At 68.1% G+C, this 22,954-nt stretch carries 19 protein-coding genes and 1 tRNA gene; 11 read left to right on the forward strand and 9 right to left on the reverse strand.

The annotated features are described in order from the left end of the window. Nucleotides 1-240: 240 nt before the first annotated feature. Complete coding sequence (locus C7416_RS23710; protein ID WP_111521209.1) at nucleotides 241-1,506, reverse strand: NYN domain-containing protein; 1,266 nt, start codon at nucleotides 1,504-1,506, stop codon at nucleotides 241-243. 339 nt (nucleotides 1,507-1,845) lie between these two features. On the opposite strand from C7416_RS23710, the gene C7416_RS23715 reads away from it, so the two are divergent. Further along, complete coding sequence (locus C7416_RS23715; protein WP_111521210.1) at nucleotides 1,846-5,463, forward strand: indolepyruvate ferredoxin oxidoreductase family protein; 3,618 nt, start codon at nucleotides 1,846-1,848, stop codon at nucleotides 5,461-5,463. A 172-nt stretch (nucleotides 5,464-5,635) separates the two neighbouring features. Here C7416_RS23715 and C7416_RS23720 read toward each other — a convergent pair whose 3' ends face one another. After that, a complete protein-coding gene (locus tag C7416_RS23720) occupies nucleotides 5,636-6,247 on the reverse strand; it encodes an HD domain-containing protein (RefSeq protein ID WP_111521211.1) in 612 nt (203 codons plus the stop codon). Between the two features lie 178 nt (nucleotides 6,248-6,425). Here C7416_RS23720 and C7416_RS23725 point away from each other — a divergent pair, with 178 nt between their 5' ends. From C7416_RS23725 to C7416_RS23740, 4 genes are all read left to right on the forward strand, one after another. Further along, nucleotides 6,426-6,776: a GFA family protein gene (locus C7416_RS23725; protein WP_111521212.1), complete on the forward strand. Its 351-nt coding sequence runs from the start codon at nucleotides 6,426-6,428 to the stop codon at nucleotides 6,774-6,776. After that, on the forward strand, nucleotides 6,757-7,200 hold the full coding sequence (locus tag C7416_RS23730; RefSeq protein WP_111521213.1) for a VOC family protein: 444 nt from the start codon (nucleotides 6,757-6,759) through the stop codon (nucleotides 7,198-7,200). Before C7416_RS23725 ends, C7416_RS23730 begins: the two co-directional genes overlap by 20 nt. Nucleotides 7,201-7,310: 110 nt before the next feature. Next, a complete protein-coding gene (locus tag C7416_RS23735; RefSeq protein ID WP_111521214.1) occupies nucleotides 7,311-8,600 on the forward strand; it encodes an MFS transporter in 1,290 nt (429 codons plus the stop codon). Next, a complete protein-coding gene (locus tag C7416_RS23740) occupies nucleotides 8,597-9,796 on the forward strand; it encodes an MFS transporter (protein ID WP_111521215.1) in 1,200 nt (399 codons plus the stop codon). The genes C7416_RS23735 and C7416_RS23740 overlap by 4 nt, the downstream gene beginning before the upstream one ends. 4 nt (nucleotides 9,797-9,800) lie before the next feature. Here the strand turns inward: C7416_RS23740 and C7416_RS23745 are convergent, their stop codons facing one another. Next, entirely contained in the window at nucleotides 9,801-10,685 is an 885-nt protein-coding gene (locus C7416_RS23745; protein WP_111521216.1) for a DODA-type extradiol aromatic ring-opening family dioxygenase, read from the reverse strand. Between the two features lie 238 nt (nucleotides 10,686-10,923). On the opposite strand from C7416_RS23745, the gene C7416_RS23750 reads away from it, so the two are divergent. Both C7416_RS23750 and C7416_RS23755 read left to right on the forward strand, forming a co-directional pair. Then, the gene (locus tag C7416_RS23750) at nucleotides 10,924-11,259 is read left to right on the forward strand and encodes a hypothetical protein (protein ID WP_181461309.1); all 336 of its coding nucleotides are present in this window, start codon (nucleotides 10,924-10,926) and stop codon (nucleotides 11,257-11,259) included. A gap of 94 nt (nucleotides 11,260-11,353) precedes the next feature. After that, on the forward strand, nucleotides 11,354-12,664 hold the full coding sequence (locus C7416_RS23755; RefSeq protein WP_111521303.1) for an MFS transporter: 1,311 nt from the start codon (nucleotides 11,354-11,356) through the stop codon (nucleotides 12,662-12,664). Nucleotides 12,665-12,744: 80 nt separating this feature from the next. Here C7416_RS23755 and C7416_RS23760 read toward each other — a convergent pair whose 3' ends face one another. After that, nucleotides 12,745-13,101 (reverse strand): DUF2314 domain-containing protein, encoded by a 357-nt coding sequence (locus tag C7416_RS23760; RefSeq protein WP_111521218.1) that lies wholly within the window; start codon nucleotides 13,099-13,101, stop codon nucleotides 12,745-12,747. A gap of 105 nt (nucleotides 13,102-13,206) precedes the next feature. On the opposite strand from C7416_RS23760, the gene C7416_RS23765 reads away from it, so the two are divergent. Next, nucleotides 13,207-13,833: a DNA-3-methyladenine glycosylase I gene (locus C7416_RS23765; protein WP_111521219.1), complete on the forward strand. Its 627-nt coding sequence runs from the start codon at nucleotides 13,207-13,209 to the stop codon at nucleotides 13,831-13,833. A 362-nt stretch (nucleotides 13,834-14,195) separates the two neighbouring features. Here the strand turns inward: C7416_RS23765 and C7416_RS23770 are convergent, their stop codons facing one another. Then, nucleotides 14,196-15,140, reverse strand: coding sequence for a cation diffusion facilitator family transporter (locus C7416_RS23770; protein WP_111521304.1), 945 nt, complete (start codon nucleotides 15,138-15,140; stop codon nucleotides 14,196-14,198). Nucleotides 15,141-15,356: 216 nt separating this feature from the next. Here C7416_RS23770 and C7416_RS23775 point away from each other — a divergent pair, with 216 nt between their 5' ends. Continuing rightward, nucleotides 15,357-15,608, forward strand: coding sequence for a hypothetical protein (locus C7416_RS23775; RefSeq protein ID WP_018006124.1), 252 nt, complete (start codon nucleotides 15,357-15,359; stop codon nucleotides 15,606-15,608). 15 nt (nucleotides 15,609-15,623) lie between these two features. Here the strand turns inward: C7416_RS23775 and C7416_RS23780 are convergent, their stop codons facing one another. The 3 genes from C7416_RS23780 to C7416_RS23790 all read right to left on the reverse strand — a co-directional run bounded on the left by C7416_RS23780 (nucleotide 15,624) and on the right by C7416_RS23790 (nucleotide 18,905). Next, a complete protein-coding gene (locus C7416_RS23780; protein ID WP_111521220.1) occupies nucleotides 15,624-16,337 on the reverse strand; it encodes an aspartate/glutamate racemase family protein in 714 nt (237 codons plus the stop codon). Nucleotides 16,338-16,351: 14 nt separating this feature from the next. Continuing rightward, the gene (locus C7416_RS23785) at nucleotides 16,352-17,812 is read right to left on the reverse strand and encodes an MFS transporter (RefSeq protein ID WP_111521221.1); all 1,461 of its coding nucleotides are present in this window, start codon (nucleotides 17,810-17,812) and stop codon (nucleotides 16,352-16,354) included. Nucleotides 17,813-18,044: 232 nt separating this feature from the next. Next, the gene (locus tag C7416_RS23790; protein WP_111521222.1) at nucleotides 18,045-18,905 is read right to left on the reverse strand and encodes a MurR/RpiR family transcriptional regulator; all 861 of its coding nucleotides are present in this window, start codon (nucleotides 18,903-18,905) and stop codon (nucleotides 18,045-18,047) included. Between the two features lie 717 nt (nucleotides 18,906-19,622). Here C7416_RS23790 and C7416_RS23795 point away from each other — a divergent pair. Together C7416_RS23795 and C7416_RS23800 are read left to right on the forward strand one after the other, a co-directional pair. Then, nucleotides 19,623-21,539: a hypothetical protein gene (locus C7416_RS23795; protein ID WP_240988123.1), complete on the forward strand. Its 1,917-nt coding sequence runs from the start codon at nucleotides 19,623-19,625 to the stop codon at nucleotides 21,537-21,539. A gap of 204 nt (nucleotides 21,540-21,743) precedes the next feature. Beyond that, the gene (locus tag C7416_RS23800) at nucleotides 21,744-22,775 is read left to right on the forward strand and encodes a hypothetical protein (RefSeq protein ID WP_111521224.1); all 1,032 of its coding nucleotides are present in this window, start codon (nucleotides 21,744-21,746) and stop codon (nucleotides 22,773-22,775) included. Between the two features lie 92 nt (nucleotides 22,776-22,867). On the opposite strand, the gene C7416_RS23805 is transcribed toward C7416_RS23800, so the two are convergent. Continuing rightward, nucleotides 22,868-22,943 (reverse strand) — tRNA-Ala (locus C7416_RS23805). Nucleotides 22,944-22,954 lie beyond the last annotated feature (11 nt).

Raw genomic sequence — 22,954 nt, forward strand, 5'->3', positions numbered from 1 at the left:
ACTCATGGTGTCTCGGGCGCTCCACGGCATGGTTCGTTCTCCCGGGCAGATATCTGCCCGGGAGTGTCAACCATGTCCTCGCACACCTGTCACCTATGTCCCCGGTCCATACAGCGGGAGAGGGGTTGGGGGAGAGGGCCGGCGCCAGCAAGAACGAAATGCTCGACTCCGTAGTGGCTCCCGCCCTCTCCCCCGCCCCTCTCCCGCAGGCGGGAGAGGGAAGAAAACCAGCAGCGGTTTTTACTCTGCCTTCTTGCTCGGACGCTTGCGCGTCTTGCGCGCCGGTGCCGGTGCCGGAGCGGTTTCCGCTTCGGCAGCGGACGGTTGCGGCTCCGCTTCCACCGTCGCCGTCAGCACGGTCGTGCCCGGCGCCGCGAACACCGACTGGTCGATCGGCCACGGCGTCTCGCTCAGAGTCACCTCGGGCCGGCGCGCCGCGCGCTTGCGCGCGCCGGTGCGGCTGCCCGCCTTCGGCTCGGGATCCGGCTGCGGCGCGGCTTCCAGCGGCGGCACCGGTTGCGGCTCGGGCTCTGACTGCACCGCGTCGGCCGCGACAAAGGGCGGCTCGGCTTGCGCAGGCGCCTCGGGTTCGGGAGCAACCGTCTCCGGCGTCGGCAGCGGCTCGACCCCGCGGGCCGGCTCCGGCGCTTGCGCCGGCGCGGGAGCGGGCTGGCGCCGCGCCGGCTCGGCATGCTGGGCCGGCGGCTGCGGCGGTCGCTGCTGAGGCTCGCCGCCCTTGGCGCGCTTCTTCAGCCGCACCCAGATGGTCTTGTTGTTGCCGCCGTTGCGGGTTTCGACCTCGAACAGGCCGGTCGCCACGACCAGCTCCGACAGCTTGCCGTAGCCATAGTTGCGCGAGTCGAATTCCGGCGCCTGCTTGGCGATGTGGTTGCCCATGCTGCCCAGCGTCAGCCAGCCGTCTTCGTCCGACACCGCCTGCGCCGCGTTCTGCAGCAGGCGCACCAGGCGCGAGTCCTGGCGCAGCTCGCCGGTGCTGCGCTTGCGCGTGGGCGCGGCGGCGCCGTCGGCACCGTCCGCGCCGTCGGTGTCGACCTCGGCGCGCAGCACGTCGGAGTAGATGAACTTGTCGCAGGCGGTGACGAACGGCTTGGGCGTCTTGCGCTCGCCAAAGCCGTACACGATCAGACCCTGCTCGCGGATGCGCGAGGCCAGCCGGGTGAAGTCGCTGTCGCTGGAAACAATGCAGAAGCCATCGAAGCGCCCGGTGTAGAGCAGGTCCATGGCGTCGATGATCATCGCGCTGTCGGTCGCGTTCTTGCCGACGGTGTAGCGGAACTGCTGGATCGGCTGGATCGAGTGCGACAGCAGCCGCTCCTTCCAGCCGGCCAGGTTGGGCCGGGTCCAGTCGCCGTAGATGCGCTTGACGGCGGCCACGCCGTACTTGGCGACCTCGGCCAGCAGGCCTTCGACGATGGCGGGCGCCGCGTTGTCGGCGTCGATCAGCACGGCCAGGGTCGCGGTGCCCTGGCGGGGGGAATTGGTCATGTTCGGATATTCGCTGGCAAGCCGCGCACCGGCGCGGGCGGACTAGGGATCGGGTTGCACCTGGATGGCAACGCAGATATGACGCACAAGAGACCGCCCGGCTTCGACGCGGGCGGTCTCGATGCAACGCAGTGTACACGCCAGGCCCTGTCGATACGGGAAATCACGGCCATGACCGGCACGCTTTGTGCTGCATTGCAAGGTACCGCCGCTTTTGTGGCGGTGCTACCATGCCGCGCAGAGACACAGCCACCCGGCGCCTTCACAAGAGGCGACCAGGCGGTTGCCCACAACTGCAGGTTTCGGTGATCCCGACAGCACGCCCATAGAGGAGCACGCATGAATGCCCCCCTGACCTCGCCGGTCAGCGACGCCATCCGCCAGGCGCTCGCCAACGTTTCCCTCGAAGACAAATACACGCTCGAACGCGGCCGCATCTATATCAGCGGCACGCAGGCGCTGGTGCGCCTGCCGATGCTGCAGCAGGAGCGCGACCACGCCGCCGGGCTGAACACCGCCGGCTTTATCTCCGGCTACCGCGGCTCGCCGCTGGGCGCGCTCGACCAGTCGCTGTGGAAGGCCAAGAAGCACCTGGCCGCGCACAACATCGTGTTCCAGGCCGGCCTGAACGAAGACCTCGCCGCGACCTCGGTATGGGGCTCGCAGCAGGTCAACATGTACCCCGACGCGAAGTTCGACGGCGTCTTCGGCATGTGGTACGGCAAGGGGCCGGGCGTGGACCGCACCGGCGACGTGTTCAAGCACGCCAACTCGGCGGGCTCCTCGCAGCACGGCGGCGTGCTGGTGCTGGCCGGCGACGACCACTCGGCCAAGTCGTCGACGCTGGCGCACCAGTCCGAGCACATCTTCAAGGCCTGCGGCCTGCCGGTGCTGTATCCGTCCAACGTGCAGGAGTACCTGGACTACGGCCTGCACGGCTGGGCCATGAGCCGCTACTCCGGGCTGTGGGTGGCGATGAAGTGCGTGACCGACGTGGTCGAATCGTCGGCCTCGGTCGAGCTCGACCCGCATCGCGTGCAGATCGCGCTGCCGGACGACTTCATCATGCCGCCGGGCGGCCTCAACATCCGCTGGCCCGATCCGCCGCTGGAGCAGGAAGCGCGGCTGCTCGACTACAAGTGGTACGCCGGGCTGGCCTATGTGCGCGCCAACAAGCTGGACCGCATCGAGATCGACTCGCCGCACGCGCGCTTCGGCATCATGACCGGCGGCAAGGCCTACCTGGACACGCGCCAGGCGCTGGCCGACCTGGGCCTGGACGACGCCACCTGCGCGCAGATCGGCATCCGGCTGTACAAGGTGGGATGCGTGTGGCCGCTCGAGGCGCACGGCGCGCGCGCCTTTGCCGAAGGCCTGCAGGAAATCCTGGTGGTCGAGGAGAAGCGCCAGATCATGGAGTACGCGCTCAAGGAAGAGCTGTACAACTGGCGCGACGATGTCCGCCCCAAGGTCTACGGCAAGTTCGACGAGAAAGACAACGCCGGCGGCGAATGGTCGATCCCGCAAAGCAACTGGCTGCTGCCGGCGCACTACGAGCTGTCGCCGGCGATCATCGCCAAGGCCATCGCCACGCGGCTGGACAAGTTCGACCTGCCGGTGGACGTGCGCGCGCGCATCACCGCGCGCCTGGCCATTATCGAGGCCAAGGAAAAGGCGCTGGCCACGCCGCGCGTGGTGGGCCAGGGCAAGGACCAGCCGAAGGCCGAGCGCAAGCCGTGGTTCTGCTCGGGCTGCCCGCACAACACCTCGACCAACGTGCCCGAGGGCTCGCGCGCGCTGGCCGGCATCGGCTGCCACTACATGACGGTGTGGATGGACCGCAGCACCAGCACCTTCAGCCAGATGGGCGGCGAAGGCGTGGCGTGGATCGGCCAGGCGCCGTTTGCCGGCGACAAGCATGTGTTCGCCAACCTCGGCGACGGCACCTACTTCCATTCCGGGCTGCTGGCGATCCGCGCGTCGATCGCCGCGGGCGTCAACATCACCTACAAGATCCTGTACAACGACGCGGTGGCGATGACCGGCGGCCAGCCGGTCGACGGCCAGCTGTCGGTGCAGGACATCGCCTGGCAGGTGCACAGCGAGGGCGCGAAGCAGATCGTCATCGTCAGCGACCAGCCCGAGAAATACAACGCGGCGATCAAGCTGCCGGCAGGCATCGACATCCACCACCGCGACCAGCTCGACCGCGTGCAGCGCGAATTGCGCGAGGTGCCGGGCTGCACCATCCTGATCTACGACCAGACCTGCGCCACCGAGAAGCGCCGCCGCCGCAAGCGCGGCACGATGGAAGACCCGCCGCGCCGCGCCTTTATCAACGACGCGGTCTGCGAAGGTTGCGGCGACTGCTCGGTCAAGTCCAACTGCCTGTCGGTGGAACCGCTGGAAACCGAGTTCGGCACCAAGCGCCAGATCAACCAGTCGTCGTGCAACAAGGACTTCTCGTGCGTGAACGGCTTCTGCCCCAGCTTCGTCACGGCCGAGGGCGCGCAGGTGCGCAAGCCCGAGCAGCATGGCGTGTCGATGGACAGCCTGCCGCCGCTGCCTGAGCCGCAACTGCCGGCGATCCGCCGCGCCTACGGCATCCTCGTGACCGGCGTCGGCGGCACCGGCGTGGTGACCATCGGCGGCTTGCTCGGCATGGCCGCTCACCTGGAGAACAAGGGCGTCACCGTGCTCGACATGGCTGGGCTGGCGCAGAAGGGTGGCGCGGTGCTGTCGCACGTGCAGCTAGCCGCGCGCCCCGAAGACCTGCATGCCACCCGTATCGCCATGGGCGAGGCCGACCTGGTGATCGGCTGCGACGCCATCGTGTCGGCCTCCGACGAGGTCATCTCCAAGACCCAGGCCGGCCGCACCCGCGCCGTGGTCAACACCGCGCAAACCCCGACCGCCGACTTCATCAAGAACCCGAAGTGGCAATTCCCGGGTCTGTCGGCCGAGCAGGACGTGCGCAATGCGGTGGGCGAGAAGTGCGACTTCATCAATGCCTCTGGGCTGGCCGTGGCGCTGCTGGGCGATGCCATCTACACCAACCCGCTGGTGCTGGGCTACGCCTGGCAGAAGGGCTGGATCCCGCTGACGCTGCAGGCGCTGGAGCGCGCCATCGAGCTGAACGGGGTGGCGGTGGAAAAGAACAAGGCCGCGTTCGACTGGGGCCGCCATATGGCGCACGACCCGGAGCACGTGCTGTCGCTGAGCGGCAAGCTCAGGAGCACCGCCGAAGGGGCAGCCGTGGTCAAGCTGCCGGCGTCGACCGGCGCCTTGCTCGACAAGCTGATCGCGCGCCGCGTGGAACACCTGACTGCGTACCAGGATGCGGCTTATGCCAGCCGCTACCGCGAAGCGATCGAGCGCGTGCGCGCGGCCGAGAGCGCGCTGCTGGGCAGCGGCAAGGCCCTGCCGCTGACCGAGGCGGCGGCGCGCAACCTGGCCAAGCTGATGGCGTACAAGGACGAGTACGAAGTGGCGCGTCTTTATACGGACCCGGCCTTCCTGGACAAGCTGCGGGCGCAGTTCGAGGGCGAGCCAGGGCGCGACTACCAGCTCAACTTCTGGCTGGCGCCGCCGCTGAACGCGAAGCGCGACGACAAGGGACAGCTGGTCAAGCGCAAGTTCGGCTCGTCGACGATGAAGCTGTTCCGCGTGCTGGCAAAGATGAAGGGGCTGCGCGGCGGCATCTTCGACATCTTCGGCAAGACCGAAGAGCGCCGCACCGAGCGCGCGCTGATCGGCGAGTACCGCGCCCTGCTGGATGAACTGGTGGCGGGCCTCAATGCCACCAACCACGGCACCGCGGTGGCGCTGGCCAACCTGCCCGACGATATCCGCGGCTTCGGCCACGTGAAGGAAAACAACCTGAAGGCGGTGCGGGCGCGCTGGGCGAAGCTGCTGGAGCAGTTCCGGCATCCGGAGACGGCACAGCGGGCGGCTTGAGGCTCAAGCTTTTGCAGATCCCGCTGTTTGCTCCCCTCTCCCGCTTGCGGGAGAGGGGCCGGGGGAGAGGGCCGGCGTTTCTCGATGCGTGGCCCCTAGCCAAACCACCCCTCACCCTGCCCTCTCCCCATGCGGGGAGAGGGAACACCATCGGTACGGGTGTGTCGTCGCCTTATGCCTGCGCCAGCGTCGTTTCCCCGGGCTTCACATACATCGAGTGCTTTGGCTGCGATAGCACCCGGCGCACCATCGGCTCGAAGAACGACAGCGGCAGCGTGTCGTAGTCGGTCATGAAGGCGGCGGCGTCGTACTTGCGGCAGAACTCCGCGGTGCGCTCGAACAGTTCGGGCTGGCTGCGGTATTGCTCGCGCAGGTTGCGATCGAGGCCGAGATGATGGAAGAAGTAGTAGCCCTGGAATACGCCGTGCTTTTCCACCATCCACAGGTTCTCGGCGCTGACGAAGGGCTTGAGGATGGCGGCGGCGATGTCGGGATGGTTGAAGCTGCCCAGCGTATCGCCGATATCGTGCAGCAGCGCGCAGACCACGTATTCCTCGTCCTGGCCGTCGCGGTGCGCCAGCGTCGCGGTCTGCAAGGAATGCGTGAGCCGGTCCACCGGGAAGCCGCCGCAGTCGCCGTCGAGCAGGCGCAGGTGCGCCAGCACCCGGTCAGGCAGCGCACGTGCGAACGGCATGAACTCGGCGGAGATGGCGGCCCAGTCCTCGCGGGTGCCGTGTTCCATATGGCTGAAGCTGGCGCGTGCCGGCGCGTGGGTGTCGCTCATGCGGGTCTCCTTTGATGGGATGGGGCGCGGTGGCCGCGCGTGTCGTTGTCTTTTGCCGGCATTGTGGCACCCGTGGCCGGACTACACTGTCAAAAACCAAACAATGTGCCGGCATATTGCGGCGCAGCAGCGTTGCTGTGATCCCGGGTCGAACGGACCCTGTCGCAAGGAGAATGACATGACCTTCAACGGAAGCTGCCATTGCGGCAACATCGCCTTCGCGGTCGAGGCCGACAGCATCCCCAGCGTGAACCGCTGCAACTGCTCGATCTGCCGGCGGCGCGGCCACCTGCTGTGGTTCGTGCCGCGCGCGTCCTTCAAGCTGGACACGCCCGAGAGCAACGCCTCCACCTACCGCTTCAACACCATGAAGATCGCGCACCGCTTCTGCCCGGTGTGCGGCTGCGGCCCGTATGCGGACGGGCAGGACAAGGACGGCAAGCCGATGGCCGCGGTCAATGTGCGCTGCCTGGACAATGTCGACCTGGATAACCTCAAGATCATCGACTATGACGGACTGCACCACTGACGCGACGTTCCGCATCCTCGGCATCGACCACCTGGTGTTGCGCAGCGCCGATGTGGCCGCGCTGCGGCGCTTCTATGTCGACGTGCTCGGCTGCAGCGTCGAGCGCGAGCAGGCCGACCTGGGCCTGACCCAGCTGCGCGCCGGTGCCAGCCTGATCGACCTGGTCACGCTCGATGGTCCGCTGGGCCGCGCGGGTGGCGCCGGGCCGGGCGCGCAGGGCCGCAACCTCGACCATTTCTGCCTGCGCATCGAGCCGTTCGACGCGCAGGCGCTGCGCGCGCTCCTGGCGCGGCATGGCGTCGACGCGGGCGAGGTGGCGCAGCGCTTCGGCGCCGAAGGCAAGGGACCGTCGCTCTATGTGCAGGACCCGGACGGCAACGTGGTCGAGCTGAAGGGACCTCCGACGCCGGTGACCGCACAGTAACGCGCGTCGCGGCCAGTACGCCGCGAGCAGCCGGCGCGCAGCATCGCTACAATTTCCGACTGGCCCAAGGCGCGCCGCTTCCGTGGCGGCCATCCCCCGCCGGGCCCGCCATGACCACACTCGAAGCCAGCCCCGGCACGGAAGCTGCCGACTCCGATCCTGACGCCAGCCCAGCCCGCGCCGGGCCCGCGCAGCCCGCCACGCCGCCGCGCCGGCTGGTGTGGATCCTCGGCCTGACCGAGACCATCTCCTGGGGCACGCTGTTCTTCGCCTTCACCGTCTTCATCGACCCGATGATCCGCAGCCTGGGCTGGTCCAAGCCTTTCCTGGCGGGCGGCTATTCGCTGGGGCTGCTGGTGTGGGCGCTGTGCTCGTTCGCGGTCGGGCGGCTGCTGGACCGCGCGCCGGCGCGCAAGGTGATGGGCACGGGCTCGGTGCTGGCCGGGCTGGGCCTGCTGCTGTGGGCGTGGACGCCGTCGCAGTCCGTGTTCCTGCTGATGTGGGTGCCGCTCGGGCTGGCCATGGCGACCACGCTGTACGAGCCCGCCTTCGTGGTGCTGCGCCAGGCCTATGGCGACCAGTACCAGAAGCCGATCGTCGCGGTCACGCTGATGGCCGGCTTTGCCAGCACGATCTTCGTGCCGCTGGCGCAATGGCTGGTGCTGCATGTCGGCTGGCGCCCGACGCTGGTCGGCTTTGCCTTGCTGAACCTGCTGGTCTGCGCGCCGCTGCATGCGCGCATGCGCTACGCCCTGCATCCCTCTTACTCCGGCGCCGGCGCCGGCACGACTCCCGCCGGCGGCCGCGACATTGCCCGCGCCACGCTGCGCCAGCCGGTGTTCTGGGCGGTGGTGCTGGCCTTTACCGCGACCGCGGTGGTGGCGTCGCTGCTGGGTGCGCACCTGATCCCGATGCTGACCGAGAAAGGCATGCCGGTGGCGCAGCAGCTGGCGGTCGCGGCGCTGATCGGTCCGGCCCAGGTGGCGGGCCGCATGCTGATGATGCGCGCCGGCGTGCGCCACCCGGTGCGGCTGTCGCTGCCGGTCTATGCGCTGATGAGCGTCGGCCTGCTGTGCTTCGCGCTGGGACATGGCGCCTGGCTGATGGTGGCGGCCGTGCTGTACGGCTGCGCCAACGGCGTCAACACCATGCTGCGCGCGATGGCGATGCCGGAGCTGATCTCGCGCCACCACTACGCCACCCTCAACGGTCTGATGATGACGCCGGTGCTGCTGATGCAGGCGGCGGCGCCATGGCTGGGCGCGCTGCTGTGGCGCGCGGCCGGGGGCTACTGGCTGATGCTATGGGTGATGCTGGCACTGGCGCTGGGTGCGCTGCTGGCGTTCGGCTACGCGCTGCACCGGCGCGGGCTGCTGCGCGTGGAGGCGGGCCGCCCATGACCGGCTTGCCGGCGTCCGCCGCGGCGCTGCCTGCCGGCCAGGTTGCGCGCGCCACGCGCGGCACCATGGCGCTGTTCTTCGTCAATGGCGCTACCTTCGCCACCTGGGGCGTGCATATCCCCACCATCAAGGCGCGCTTCGGGCTGTCCGACGCGATGCTGTCGCTGGCGATGCTGGCGGTGGCGGGCGGCGCCATCGTGGCAATGGGCCCGGTCGGCCGCTGGGTGGCGCGCGCCGGCAGCGCGCGCGCCTCGATGGCCGGCGGGCTGCTGTTCGCGCTGGCCACGGTAGCGATCCTGGCGATGCCGTCGTTCTGGCTGCTGCTGCCCGCGCTGCTGGTCTTCGGCATGACCAACGCGGCGTTCGATGTCGCCATGAACGCGCAGGCCGCCACGGTCGAGGCCAGCCGCACGCGGCCGGTGATGTCGTCGCTGCACGGCATGTTCAGCCTGGGCGGGATGGCAGGCGCGGGCTTTGGCGGCGTGATGCTGGCCTGGGACGTGCCGCCGCTGGCGCATGCGGCCATGATGGCCGGCGTGACCGCCGTGGTAGCGGTGGCCACGCTGCCGGGGCTGCTGGCCGACCACCCGGTGCCGCCTTCCGCGCCCCACCATCGCGACCATGCGGTGCGGGCGCTATGGCTGCTGGGGCTGCTGGCCTTTCTCGGGCTGATCGGCGAAGGCGCGATGTACGACTGGACCAGCGTCTACATGCGCGACGTGGCACGCGCGCCCGACGGCTGGGTCAGCCTGGGCTATGCCGCGTTCTCGGGCGGCATGGCGTGCGGGCGCTTCGGCGGCGACCGCCTACGCGCGCGCCTGGGCGACAGCGCCACGCTGACCGGCAGCGCCTGGCTGGGCTTTGCCGGCATTGCGCTGGCGCTGGCCGTGCCGCTGCCGCTGGCCGCGCTGGCAGGCTTTGCGCTGATGGGGCTGGGCGCGGCCAATATGGTGCCGATCTTCTTTGTCGCCGCGTCGCGGCTGCCCGGCGTGGCGCCGGCGGAAGCGATTGCGCGCGTGGCGCGCTTCGCCTACGTCGGGCTGCTGCTGGGCCCGGTGCTGATCGGCGGCGTGGCGCACCTGGCCAGCCTGCGCGCCGGCCTGGCGCTGGTAGCGCTGACCATGGGCTGGATCGCAGTGGCGGGAGCGCGCTCGGCGCGGCGCTACCTGCCGCCGCGCGCGCTGTCGCGCCGGTAAGCCTTCAGGCCGCGGCGCGCAGCGGCGCCCCGGCACCCATGCCTTCGAACACGAAGCTGTCCATCGCCAGCACGCCATAGGTGACCTCGTCCGCCACCCGGGACACCGTGGCCGGCTCCGGCAAGGCCGGGCCCATACCCTCCGGGCCGAGCGCCGCGCCCAGCGCCACATAGAACGGCAGCAGGTGCTCGTCGGTCGGATGTGCCCGGCGCGCATAGGGCGCCTGGGCCCGGTAGTCGGCAATCAGGCGGGTGTCGCCGGTGGCCAGCGCCTGGTCCAGCGCGTCGGCCATCCATTTGCGGAACGCCTCGACGTACGGCTCGGCCTGCGGGCCGTGCTGTTCGCGCCGGCCGCCGCCAAACACTTCCTGCAGGTTATGGGTAAAGCTGCCCGAGGCCAGCACCAGCACGCCTTCGTCGCGCAGCGGCGCCAGCGCCCGCCCGATCGCGATCTGCGTCGCGGGCGGCAGGTAGGGATTCAGCGCCAGCTGTACTACCGGCATGTCGGCATCGGGGAAGAAGTGGCGCATCGGCATCCAGGCGCCATGGTCGAGCGGACGCTCGTCGTCGTGGCCGACAAAGCCCGCGCCGGGAATCGCCGCCGACTCGACCAGCGCCTTCACCCGCGCCGCCAGTTCCGGCGAACCCGGGGCGTCGTAGCGCAAGGCATACAGCTCGCGCGGAAAGCCGCCGAAATCGTGCCAGGCCTCCTGGCGTTCGCGGCTGGTGACGGCCAGCGTGCTGTAGATCCAGTGCGCCGAAATCACCAGCACCGCGCGCGGGCGCTGCGCGCGCAGCCGGGCGCCCAGCGCCTCGAACGCGGCGCCGGTGGGGCCGGGATCGATGGCCAGCATCGGCGAGCCGTGGGAGATATAGAGCGAGGGAAGCATGGCAATACCGCCTTCAAACGGTTTGTGTACTGGCTTCCAGTTTGGCAAAGAACGGCGGCGCTCGCGGACGCCGTTTGCGGACACTTCATGCAAAAAAATTGAATCCGGGGGCCGATCCGTGGCGCGGCCCACATAACCCGCGCCGAGCCCGCACCGCGGCGGATGCAAGGGACTTATGCTGCAGCCGGAAGCCCCTCATGCGGGCGCTCCGCAGGAAATTCCGCAACAGGAGACTAGGGTGGCATCGCGCAATCCGCGCCGCACCGGACGGCACAGCCGCATTCCCGGCCAATGGTGGCAGCCGGGCGTCTACGGCAGCCTACCCGCCGTCGCGCTGTGGATCCTGGCGCGGTTGCCGGCCGGCCTGCTGCTGTCCGTGACCGGCATGCCGGCCGCGTCAACCTGGCTGAACCGGGCCGGGGACACCGTGTTCGTCGCCGGCTGGGTCGCCAGCGCCGTGCTGCTGTGGCTCACCCGCCACCGCCCTGCCCCTGCCGTGGATGCCGCCCCGGCTTCGCAGGCCCCCGTCGAAGCTGCCCCAGGCCAGGCGCAGCCCAGGCCATCGGATGCCTGAAACCGCACGCCACAACTGAGTTGCGCCGCTGGCGCCGAGGTCCGGGATTAAGGAATCGCTTAATATGGCGGTTTCCCCGCATGACCAACGCTTCATGACCGCGACTACCGCCCCCGTTCCAGAACTGACCAACGCCACCCGACGCAAGGCGATCATCGCCGCCACCATCGGCAATGGCCTGGAGTGGTTCGACTTCACCGTCTACAGCTTCTTTGCCGTCATCATCGCCAAGCTGTTCTTTCCCACCGGCAATGACCTGACCTCGTTCCTGCTTACCGTCGCCACCTTCGGCGTGGGCTTCTTCATGCGCCCGGTCGGCGCCATCGTGCTGGGCGTCTATGCCGACCGCGTCGGCCGCAAGGCGGCGCTGACGCTGACCATCCTGCTGATGGCGCTGGGCACGGCCATCATCGGCCTGGCCCCGACCTACGACCAGATCGGCCTGTGGGCGCCGGCACTGATCGTGGTCGCGCGGCTGATCCAGGGCTTTTCCGCCGGCGGCGAAGTCGGCGGCGCCACCGCCTTCCTGATCGAGCACGCGCCCGACGCCGAGCGCGGCGCCTACGCCAGCTGGCAGCAGGCCAGCCAGGGCATCTCGTTCATGCTGGGCGCGGCCATGGGCGCGCTGGTCACCAACAGCCTGTCGCCGGAGCAGATCGACGCCTGGGGCTGGCGCATCCCGTTCCTGTTCGGCCTGCTGATCGGCCCGGTGGGCATGTATATCCGCTCGCACCTGCACGAGCCGCCCGAGTTCGAGGCGCGCCAGGCCGCCCGCAAGGCCGCGCAGGTGAAGTTCTCGCCGTTGTCGCAGGTGCTGCGCGACCACCCGCGCGAAGTGCTGGCGGGCCTCGGCGTGACCATCCTGTGGACGGTCTGCACCTATGTGCTGGTGTTCTACATGCCGTCGTACGCCAAGCAGCAGCTGGGCCTGCCGCTGGGCGCCACATTCCAGTCGACCGCGCTGTGCGGCGCCATCATCCTGGTGCTGTGCCCGCTGATGGGCATGCTGTCGGACCGCGTCGGGCGCAAGCGCATGCTGGGCGTGGTGGCGCTGCTGATCGGCGTGCTCGCCTATCCGCTGTTCCACTGGCTCAACGTGGCGCCGACCACGCAGACGCTGCTGCAGGTGCAGATCGTGCTGGGCATCCTGCTCGCGGCGTTTACCGGCCCGGCCCCGGCGGTGCTGGCCGAGCAGTTCCCGACCGAAGTGCGCTCCACCGGCCTGTCGCTGGCCTATAACTTCGCCGTGACCATCTTCGGCGGCTTCGCCCCGCTGATCGTGACCTGGCTGATCGAGTCGACCCAGAACAAGCTGGCGCCGGCCTACTATGTGATCGCCGCCGCCGTGGTCAGCTTTGTCGCGCTGGTGTTCATGCACGACCGGACCGGCAAGCGGCTGGCCTGAGCGCGCCGCGCGTGTCCATCGAAAAAGCCAGCCGCGAGGCTGGCTTTTTTGTGGCCGGCGGCTGGTCGCGCAAATACGGCTCAGGCGTCCTCGTCCCCTTCCCGATAGATATGGATGACGTGCCGGGCCTCGAAACACAGCGGCATGCCGGGCTTCATCTCGTCGGTGCAGTACGGCTGGTTGTCGAGTTCGCCGGTATAGAAGGCGCCTTCGCGCCCGGTCACATTGACCCACATCCGCTCGACGTGGACTTCCTCGTTGCCATCCTCGTCGGCGACCAGGATGCGGAAGATCAGCTTGACCTGCTGGCCGGCGGCAAGCGCGTCGCGTTCGGCGCGCGGCGGCATCCAGAAGGTGTCGGGGTGGGCGGCGGCAATGGGCTCGGCGTCGTCGAGCTCCCATCCGTCCTCGTCCAGGGTAGTCAATCGCATGTCCATTTTCAGCCTTCCGCTATCTCTCAGGTGCGGGCATGATCGCAGCAAATGCGCCGGCCGGCGAGAGCCCGAGCGGCGCCCCCTTCATTCAATACTGGAAAGGTACGCATGACGAGCAACAAGGAAGCGCTGGCCGCGCCGGTGCGCTGCGGCTGGTGCGGCACGCTGGAGGACTATTGCCACTACCACGACACCGAGTGGGGCTTTCCGGTCGCCGACGACCGCCGGCTGTTCGAGAAACTGTGCCTGGAAGGGTTCCAGTCCGGCCTCAGCTGGCTGACCATCCTGCGCAAGCGCGAAGCCTTCCGCAAGGCGTTTGCCAATTTCGACATCGAGAAAGTCGCGCGCTTCACCGAGCGCGATATCGCGCGCCTGCTGGGCGATGCCGGCATCGTGCGCCATCGCGGCAAGATCGAGGCCGCGATCAACAATGCCCAGCGGGCCCGCGAACTGCTGGAATCGGAGTCCTCGCTGGCGGCCTACTTCTGGCGCTTCGAGCCCGATCCGGCCAGCCGGCCGAAGGTGCTGACGCCCGAGGTACTGCGCACCATGGCCATTTCGCCCGAGTCCACCGCGCTGTCCAAGGACCTGAAGAAGCGCGGCTGGCGCTTTGTCGGGCCCACCACGATGTATGCGCTGATGCAGGCCATGGGCCTGGTCAACGACCACCAGGAGGGCTGCGCCACGCGCGCGCAGGTGCTGGCGGCGCGCAAGGCGTTCAAGGTGCCGCGCTAGGCGGTATACGGACCGCCGCGTATACGTCGTGCAAGCCAACGTGCCAACCAGGCACCATCGTCTGGCGCAAAGGTCCTGGCTGTCGTCTTTATATTGTTTACGTATGTAAACATAGTAGTAGTAGGTAAACCGGGCTCCGGGCCGTGGATAAGTCACCTTTTCCCTTGCGGGTCAGTGACTTGCAGCAAAGATAACGGCTCCGGGATAACCCTGATTTGCCGGGACAAGACGGCGGCAACGTATACATCTACCGCGCGCCCCCGCGAGTTGTTCGTATACGTCCCACAACGCGTCCCCAGGCGCGGCACAGCTTGTCCGGCCGGTTATCCCCAGGCTTGGGCCAGGCTGTCCACAGCCCCGGCTCAGCCATCGGCAGTGGTTGCGCCCACGTATACCGGGTCGACGTGCGTCATCACGTTGAGCACATGGTGGTGTTCCAGCGTGCGGCGCCGCGCTTCCACCGCGATGGCATGACCCTGCGCCACGGTCAGGGTGGCGTCGATCTCGAGATGCACGTCGACCAGCACCTGGTCGCCCATCTTGCGCGTGCGCAGTTCGTGCAGGCCGAGCACGCCGGGCGTGGCCAGCATGGTGGCGCGGATCGCGGCGACGGTCTCCTCGTCGGCGGCGCGGTCCATCAGGTCGTTGAGCGCGTCCCAGCCGAAGCGCAGCCCCATGCGCGCCACCATCAGCCCGACCACGATCGCCGCGATCGGGTCGAGCACGTGATAGCCCAGCAGATTGCCGCCGATGCCGAGCGCCACCACCAGCGACGACGCCGCATCCGAGCGCGCATGCCAGGCGTTGGCCACCAGCATGCTCGACCGCACCCGCCGCGCCACGGCCAGCATGTACCGGAACAGCAGTTCCTTGGACGCCAGCGTGGCCAGCGCCACCCACAGCGCCACGGGCTGCACCGCCTGCGCGCCGCCCGCGGACTGCAGCTTGCCCAGCGCCGCCCACAGCATGCCGGCCCCCACCGTCAGCAGCAGCACGCCAAGGGCCAGCGAGGCGGCGGTCTCGAAGCGCAGGTGGCCGTACTGGTGGTCGGCATCCGGGTCCTTGCGGCTCTGCCAGCCGGCGGCCAGCACGACGAAGTCCGAAAGCAGGTCGGACAGCGAATGCGCGGCGTCGGCGATCAGGGCCTGCGAGCCGGAGATCACTCCCGCCACCCCCTGCACCGCGGTCAGGCCGATATTGACTGCGACGCTGACCAGCGTGCTGTTCCGGCCGGCGCGATGGCGCACCTCGGCTTGCGCGGCGGGAGTGGCGGCGTCGTCGGGCAGACTGCCCGGTTTTGCGCGCATGCGGGACGGGTGCGAATCCATCGGGTGACTATAGCCGAACCTGCGGGCAGCGCGGCGCGGCAGCGGGCTGCGGTCGGGCCGCGCCACCGTGCCGATTTCGTAACAGCGCTGGCTAACTTATTGCGCCGCCTTTACCGTAGAAAGGACGGGCACCGCACGAAGCGTGCGGACCAGCGCCAGCGGGCGCACCCGGTCTTTGCAAGGAGGGCTCTCACGATGGCGATCCGTTCGCTAGCCTCGCACAGCACATCCCAGCTACGCCGCCTGGTCGGACAGATGCAGGCGGAAGTCGACGCACTCGAAAACCTTTCCACCCCCGATGCCGATGCGCAAAGCCGCCTGGGCTATGCCACCGGCCGCCTGCGCGACGGCATCGAAGCGGTCGAGGATGCCCTGCAGTCACTGCGCGCGCTGCAACAGGTACGCCCGTCCGCGATGAAGGCCAGGCGGCCGACGCGCGTGGCCTAGCCCGCCTTTGGTGGCCTAAGCGCCTGCCAGGGCCGCAGCCGGCGAATCCGCCGGTCCCTGGCGCGGCGCCAGGCCGAGGGCCCGGGCCAGCGCTTCGCATGCGGCCGGGATCGGCCCGATCACGGGTACGGCGAAGCGCTGTTCCAGCGCCCGCGCGGCCTCGCCCAGCGGCCCGCCGCCGATGATCACGGCCTGCGCGCCATCGTCGATGCACGCCTGCACCGCGCCCGCGAGCCGTTCCTCTTGTTGCTGCGGCGCGCTGCCCAGCGCGCGCGGGTCGCCATCGGTGAAGCGCGCGCCGGTAAACCAGGCCTCCAGCCCGTGCCGGCGCACGCCGGATTCGATCGACGCCGCCAGCCGCGGCGTGGTGGTGGCGATGCCGAAGCGCCGCTCGCCCGCCGCGGCGGCGCGCATCGCGGCCTCGCCGATGCCCACTACCGGCACTGCCAGCTGAGCGCGCAGGACTTCCAGGCCCGGATCCCCGAAGGCGCCGACGATCACGCCCCCGGCAAGGCCAGCCAGGCGCACCATGTCCGCGTCATTGACCGCGCCGGCGGCCACCGCCAGATCGTTATCGTCGACGATCATCGGCGCACCGCGCGCCACCGTCGCGCCGACCACGGCCGGCGGCGCGGCCAGGCGCTGCGCCAGCCAGGCGCGGGCGATGCCGACCATCATCTGCGTGGTGGCGCTGGAAGTATTCGGGTTGATCAGCAGAATATGGCTCATTCACGTCTCGGGATTCAGGAGTGCTGGCTGGCGGCGGGCTGGCCTGCCGGATGCCGCGAGGCGTTGCCGGGCTCGCCGCCGGGCTCATCGTCGGCGCCGTCCAGCGCCCGGCCGAAGGTCTCGGGGGCGAACTGCAGCACCAGCGCGAACACCGCGTACATGCCGGCCATCATCCCGAACATGCCGCCGATGCCGTACTGGTCGAACACGCGCCCGGCGACCAGCGGCATGGCCGCGCCGGCCATGGTGCCGAGCGCGAGGATGAAGGCGGTGCCGAAGGCGCGCACGCGGGTCGGATACAGCTCCGGCGCGTAGATCCAGATCGAGGTGTTCAGCAGCAGCACGCAGAACTGGAAGGCCGCGCCGAACAGCAGCACCAGCGCGGCGGAGCTGGACAGGAAGCCGAAGCACAGCCCGATCACGCAGCCCAGCAGCGCGCCCAATGTGAGCACACGCTTGCGCGGAAAACGGTAACCGAAGTACGACGCCGCCACCGCACCCAGCAGGCTGCCGGACTGCATCACGATGGTGAAGGCAAAGCTTTTGGTCAGGGTATAGCCCTGCGCCATCAGGATCGTCGGCATCAGCGTCAGTACCGAGATCTGCGCGCCGTAGGTCATGCACACGGCGATCCCCACCGCGATCGTGCGGCGTGCCAGGCGACCGGTGAAGACCTCGCTCAGACGGACCTTTTCCGGCGGGATATCGCCCTCGCGCGCGGCACTCAGGTATTCCGTCGACTGCGCCGTGCGCCGCGACAGCTTGCCCGAGGCGAGGATATTGAGCACGTGGTTGGCCTCGTCGACGCACCCCTTGGACAGCAGGAAGCGCGGCGTCTCCGGGATAAAGCGCCGGTACAGCAGCACGAAAAACGCCGGCAGCACCAGGCAGCCGAACAGCCAGCGCCAGCTGTCCGGGCCGGGAAACAAGGCGAACACCGCCAGCCCGAAGGCCGGCGCCAGCATATTGCCCAGCCCGCCGCCCGCCACGTTGATGGCGCCGACCGCCACGCCGCGGAAACGCGACGAGCAGAACTCGGCCAGCATGGTCACCGCGATCGAGATTTCGCCGCCCAGCCCGAAGCCGACAATGAAACGCCCCGCGGCCAGCACCGCGTAATTCGGCGCCAGCGCGCAGATCAGCGCACCCAGCGTGAACAGCATCAGGTTGATGCTCAGCATCGCGCGGCGCCCATACCGGTCGGCGATATAGCCGGAACCCAGCCGGCCCAGCGCCGCCGCGCCGAAGGTCAGGGTGTTGAGAAAGCCGATTTCCGCCGCCGACACGCCCCAGTGTTCCCGCAGCAGCGGCCCCACCAGGCCCACGGCATTCTGCTCGAACACGTCGAACAGCACGCCGAACAAAATCAGCGCCAGGATTTTCTTGTGCGACGGAGTGACGCCGATATCGTCCAGCGCCCGTTCGAGTTGCTGCAGCCGCGGCTGCGTCGAAGAAACCATGACTTCCGCACCCATGCCTTGCCTCCATGCGCACGCCGGCGCTTTTTTTACCGGCCGGGATTCAGCCGCTCCCGACGTAATGTTTTGATTTTTTCATATGATAAATATTTGAAAATAATTTTTCATACGGGTTTATACCGACGTGTGGCGGCTGCGTGCGGCCGCATGCCGCTTTTCGGTCGGCCGGCAACACGGCGGAACGTCGGAATCGGGATGGCATCGCGCCGCCGGCGGCTGGCGCTGGCGCTCAGAGTTCGTCGAGCGCGTCGTGGAATGCCTCGACCAGGCCAAGATGCCGCCGGCCCGGCGTCCCGGCCAGTTCCATTACCTGGGTGACGATCAGGTGGCACAGGCCGATTACGGCGGCATGGTTGTCCAGCACGCCGGGGGCCTGCACGTCGCAGCGCAGCACCCACCGGGCCGGCACCTTGGCGGTCGCGCCCTGCTCGGTGATGTAGAGCAGCCTGGGACAAGCCTTCGCCGCCTGCGCCACCACCGACGGCAGTTCGCGCACGCGCCGGCGCAAGGCCAGCACGATCACCATGTCGTCCTCGGCCATGCCGGCGAGGTGTTCGCCCATGGTCTCGCCCGCACCCGGCACCGCCTGCGCGCTCGGCACGATCTGCAGCAGCTGCCAGCGCAGGTACATGGCCAGCGGCTGGCTCGAGCGAAAACCGACGATCCACACCTTGCGCGCATTCAGGATGGCCTGGGCGATTTCCCGCAGCTGCGCCTCGGACAGGCGCCGGTAAGTGGCGCCGAGGTTGGCCAGGCCCTGCTGCAGGTGCGCGCCGAGCGAGCCGGAATCGGTCGCGCCGGGCGCGCCAGACGCGCTTTCGGTGCCGGCCAGCAGCAGCGGCGAGCCTGCGCTCTTTTCCGAGCGCACATGCTTGCGCGCGTCGTCATACGAGGCATAGCCCATGCGCCGCACGAAGCGCGTCACGGTGGCATTCGACACATTGGCCAGCCCGGCCAGTTCCGAGGCGGTATAGCCCGCGAGATCGCCGGGGAAATCCAGCGCGAACTCCGCCAGCCGGCGCTCCGAGGGCGACAACTGGTCCAGCTGTTCGCGGATGCGTCCGACGAACGATTTCCTGGTGGCTTGCATGGGACGAGGCGGCTTCGGTGCGCACGGTCGGTCGATTAATCCCGGCGCGCGCGCGGGGCTCCAAGGGGCTCAACGATAACGTATGGCGCGGCCCGAAGCGAGTCGCTGGCGCCGGCCTGCCCGACCGCCGCACGTGGCGCTTAACGCCGCGCGCGGCTGGCATTCATGTGGAATTCAGGTGGCATTAACCATCGCCTTGCTGGCGTTGCGCCGGCATTAAATGCCCGCCCTGGCCTCCTCCACACCCCGCCAATTAGCAGTTCTTCTAGCCCCGAAAATCGCGCGCGATGATATTGGCGCGTACGGAAGACTGTCCACAAATCGAACAAATCCTTACATGTGATCCACGGTCGAGTAATCGTTACGCCGCAACCGCGCACCGCAATAGTGCACAGGTGCCCCGCCCGGAAATCACACGTAACCCATTGTTACCAGCCTGTACGGTGTCGGATGGGTACCCCTAGTATCGCCGCTGCCGGGTTTTCCAAGGGGTTAACCCGATCCGCTTTTTATGCCACTGCAATTGGTCGTGCACACTGCAAACCGGCACAAGAACGGGCGTGGTGATGTTTATTCACTTTCATCTTTTATCCATTCACTTAAAAATCAATGACTGGGAAAAATCTACCTCGCGATAACCCATCCGACCTGCGCCGAGCGCGCAATTCTTACATTCTGCCGAGCCTGAACTTCCTGGCTGCTGCCTGCGCCGCTGTGGTGCTTACGGCATGCGGCGGCGGTGGCGACGGCAGCGATGCAACCACCTCCGGTAGCACCTCGTCGAGCGAAGCCTCGCGCAGCCCGACCACCCCGGCCGAATCCACCCAGGTTGCCGACGAGATTTTCGATGGCTCTGGCAATTTGAATGCCGACGAATATGTCGCCATTGCCTCGGATTATTCCGGCGAAAAAGCCATGGCTTATCGCTACGGCCCGAGTAATTCCGCCGCCGCAGCAGTTGGTACGGTCTGGAAACCCGAGGACAAGACCTTTTACCCGCACGGCAATACCTGTTTCCAGCAGGATTACCCGGGCGCCACGATGGATACCAGCACCAACGTGATCTATCAGCTGGGTAATATCGACTGCGCCCGCAACGACTACGGCAGCAACATGGGCGACGTGATTTTCCGCGCGGACTCCGCTTCGGACTCCGGCGTCACGCCGCTGCTGACGCTGGCGCTGAGCGCCGGCACCATTGCCGAAAAGCCGCAGACCCCGTGGTTCTGGGGCCATACCACCACCAATCCGCTGCTGAAGGAACACGTCACGGCCAACGGTGGCGCGATGCCGACGCAGCCGATCGCCATGGGCCGCTGCAGCGAGCACGATTGTGCACAATCGCTGGTGGCTTTCCAGAACGGCCTGATTGCCTCGGTCGGCATGAATACGGCTTCGCACTCGGCTTCGGTGAAGCTGCCGGAGGGCAAGGTGCCCACCGCCATCGCCATTACGTCGAATTCCGAATTTGCCCTGGTGACCATCTGGGACACCAAGAACCTGAAGGGCCAGGTGGCGGTGATTGCGCTGGGCAGCCTCGCCGACGGCAGCCAGGTGGGCGGTCCGTATGACTCCAGCGATATGTCGTGGCATGGCCTCTATCCGGGCTTCCGCAACATGTCGAACTTCGTCTTCATGAAGCTGCTGGGCTTCGTTGACCTGCCGGATATGAAGGCCCCGACGGAGATTTCCGCCGTGACCGACTTCAGCGTCATGCAGGACAACACCACCCAGGGCTGGATGCGTGACCCGGTGGGTGACCGCGGCGCGAGCCTGGGTCGCGACGAAGCGACGCCTGGCCTGAGCGAAGCCAACCAGAAGAGCTACGCCGTGGGTGGCGTCAACGCCGACCTGATCTCCCGTGCCGGCGTGGCCGCAGTGATCTCGAAGTCGGAAAAGAAGGTGGTGTTCCTGGACCTGAAGCCGCTGTTCGACAAGGTCAACAACACCTACTTCGAAGGCAGCTTCAGCGATCTGCAGAACACCCTGAACAATACCGGCCTGGAAGACTCGCAATGGCCGCAGACGTTCTCGGTGGACAACTACGCTCCGACCATCGTCAAGACCATGAGCCTGGCCGAAAAGCCGACCGCGGTGAGGGTCTCGTTGCTGGCCAACCCCGGCCAGGCCTGGGTGGCGACGGAAGACGGCGTGATCCACGCGATCTCGGTGGCTGGCGTGCAGTCGGGTACCAACCTCGATCCGGAACTGATCAAGGAAGTGACCAGCCTGCAAGTGGGCAAGAATCCGACCAGCATGATCCACCAGGTGAATCGCGAGAGCTTCGGCAACTCGAACACCAAGCTGTGGGTGGTGTCGCGTGGCGAGCAGAAGGTCCAGCTGGTCGACATGGCAACGCTGACGGTCGAAAAGACGCTGCAGGATTCGCGTATGATCGATCCGATCACGGTGTCTGAAACCCAGCAAAGCCCGCTGCTGACCAGCGTGTTCTCGGTGACCGACTATGCCGGCAAGCAGGTGCTGAACTATCGCTATGCCCCGATCAACCTCCAGGGCGGAAACACCCCGCTGTATATCGGCGTGGGCCAGTCGGGCAATGACGAGTTCGAGTTCGGCGGTTCCTATGCGGTGGCCGGCAAGCCGTTCAACTTCACCCAGAGCAATGTACCCTGAGCGCCATGTCAGCCTGAAGCGCGCCGGTTGATCCCGGCAAGCTTCTCCCCCTGATAGCGCTTGTTCGAGGCCCGCACGGTTCGCCGTGCGGGCCTTTTCCATTTGGGCCGACGCCGCCCGCGCCGTGACGCGGCGTGCGCTGGAGCACAGATTGCCTGCCCGGGGACATGACAACCTCGCCATATGCGCAAGGAGCACTGTCCCATGCCGAATCCGTCCGCCTACGACCCGACCGCCCGCGGCACCGGCGCCCCGATCACCCTGGTCGCGCCCGGCGAAGGTGGCGTCAGGGACTATGCCGCGACGCTCAACGGGCTGCTGCAGGGGCAGCTGGTCGAAGCCACGCCCGACCTGCAAGCCACCGCGCTGGCCGGTGCCGACGTGATCCTCCATTACGTCGGCTACGGCTACGCCCGGCGCGGCACGCCGCTGTGGCTGCTGCGGCGCCTGCGCGAGGCCCGGCCGCACATGCGCCGCCTCGGCATCTTCTTCCACGAACTGTATGCCGACGGCGCGCCATGGCGCTCGGCGTTCTGGCTCTCACCGGTGCAGCGCTACATTGCCGCCGAACTCGCATCGCTGGCGGACTTCTGGGTCACCAACCGCGAGGGGTCGGCGCACTGGCTCAACGCCCATGCGCCAGCCCGGCCGTACCGGGTGCTGCCGGTGTGCTCCAACCTGGGCGAAAGCGGCGCGCAGCAGCGGGAGCGGCAGGCGGCCGTGGTGGTGCTGGGTGGCTCCGCGCTGCGCGCCCTGACTTACCAGGAGGCGGGCGAGGCGCTGTTCGACTGGGTCGCCCGTGCCGGCTTCACGCTGCATGACGTCGGGCCGCCGCTGGGCGATACCGGCCTCGCCGCCCGCATCGCACGGCGTGGCGCGGTGGTGCACGGCCGCCTCGACGCCGCCGAAGCGGCGCGGCTGCTGTCGGTGTCGACCTACGGCGTGCTGGCCTACCCGGTCGACTATGCGGCCAAGAGCGGGGTCTTCGCCGCGTACTGCGCCCACGCGGTCTGCCCCGTGCTGCTGTCCCGCAGCAGCGGCGTGCACGATGGCATCACGCCCGCGCACTACCTGCCTTCGATCGAGGCCATGACGCCGGACCTGGACGCGGCCTGGCGCATCGGCCGGTCGGCCAACGCCTGGTATGCGCCGCATGCGCTGCGGCATCACGAGGCCGGGTTCAGAGAGTTGCTGGGGCTGGAAACGCTGCCGGTGCAGGTCGCTGCGGCATTGTGAGGAGGGACCGCGGCAACGCCGCCAACAAAAAACCCCGGCAGCCTGGCGGCTCCGGGGTATTCGTTCGAATGACGGGATCTTGCGAAGAATTCTGGTGGACCGAAGGAGGATCGAACTCCCGACCTCTGCATTGCGAACGCAGCGCTCTCCCAGCTGAGCTATCGGCCCGTCGCGGAGGA

The organism is Cupriavidus phytorum (genome assembly GCF_003254285.1).
Taxonomy (GTDB): Bacteria; Pseudomonadota; Gammaproteobacteria; order Burkholderiales; family Burkholderiaceae; genus Cupriavidus; species Cupriavidus phytorum.

Bases quoted from the DNA above. Each gene is read 5' to 3' on its own strand.
- C7416_RS23710 (WP_111521209.1), bottom strand. From the start codon at position 1,506: ATGACCAATTCCCCCCGCCAGGGCACCGCGACCCTGGCCGTGCTGATC.
- C7416_RS23715 (WP_111521210.1), top strand. From the start codon at position 1,846: ATGAATGCCCCCCTGACCTCGCCGGTCAGCGACGCCATCCGCCAGGCG.
- C7416_RS23720 (WP_111521211.1), bottom strand. From the start codon at position 6,247: ATGAGCGACACCCACGCGCCGGCACGCGCCAGCTTCAGCCATATGGAA.
- C7416_RS23725 (WP_111521212.1), top strand. From the start codon at position 6,426: ATGACCTTCAACGGAAGCTGCCATTGCGGCAACATCGCCTTCGCGGTC.
- C7416_RS23730 (WP_111521213.1), top strand. From the start codon at position 6,757: ATGACGGACTGCACCACTGACGCGACGTTCCGCATCCTCGGCATCGAC.
- C7416_RS23735 (WP_111521214.1), top strand. From the start codon at position 7,311: ATGACCACACTCGAAGCCAGCCCCGGCACGGAAGCTGCCGACTCCGAT.
- C7416_RS23740 (WP_111521215.1), top strand. From the start codon at position 8,597: ATGACCGGCTTGCCGGCGTCCGCCGCGGCGCTGCCTGCCGGCCAGGTT.
- C7416_RS23745 (WP_111521216.1), bottom strand. From the start codon at position 10,685: ATGCTTCCCTCGCTCTATATCTCCCACGGCTCGCCGATGCTGGCCATC.
- C7416_RS23755 (WP_111521303.1), top strand. From the start codon at position 11,354: ATGACCGCGACTACCGCCCCCGTTCCAGAACTGACCAACGCCACCCGA.
- C7416_RS23760 (WP_111521218.1), bottom strand. From the start codon at position 13,101: ATGGACATGCGATTGACTACCCTGGACGAGGACGGATGGGAGCTCGAC.
- C7416_RS23765 (WP_111521219.1), top strand. From the start codon at position 13,207: ATGACGAGCAACAAGGAAGCGCTGGCCGCGCCGGTGCGCTGCGGCTGG.
- C7416_RS23770 (WP_111521304.1), bottom strand. From the start codon at position 15,140: ATGCGCGCAAAACCGGGCAGTCTGCCCGACGACGCCGCCACTCCCGCC.
- C7416_RS23775 (WP_018006124.1), top strand. From the start codon at position 15,357: ATGGCGATCCGTTCGCTAGCCTCGCACAGCACATCCCAGCTACGCCGC.
- C7416_RS23780 (WP_111521220.1), bottom strand. From the start codon at position 16,337: ATGAGCCATATTCTGCTGATCAACCCGAATACTTCCAGCGCCACCACG.
- C7416_RS23785 (WP_111521221.1), bottom strand. From the start codon at position 17,812: ATGGGTGCGGAAGTCATGGTTTCTTCGACGCAGCCGCGGCTGCAGCAA.
- C7416_RS23790 (WP_111521222.1), bottom strand. From the start codon at position 18,905: ATGCAAGCCACCAGGAAATCGTTCGTCGGACGCATCCGCGAACAGCTG.
- C7416_RS23800 (WP_111521224.1), top strand. From the start codon at position 21,744: ATGCCGAATCCGTCCGCCTACGACCCGACCGCCCGCGGCACCGGCGCC.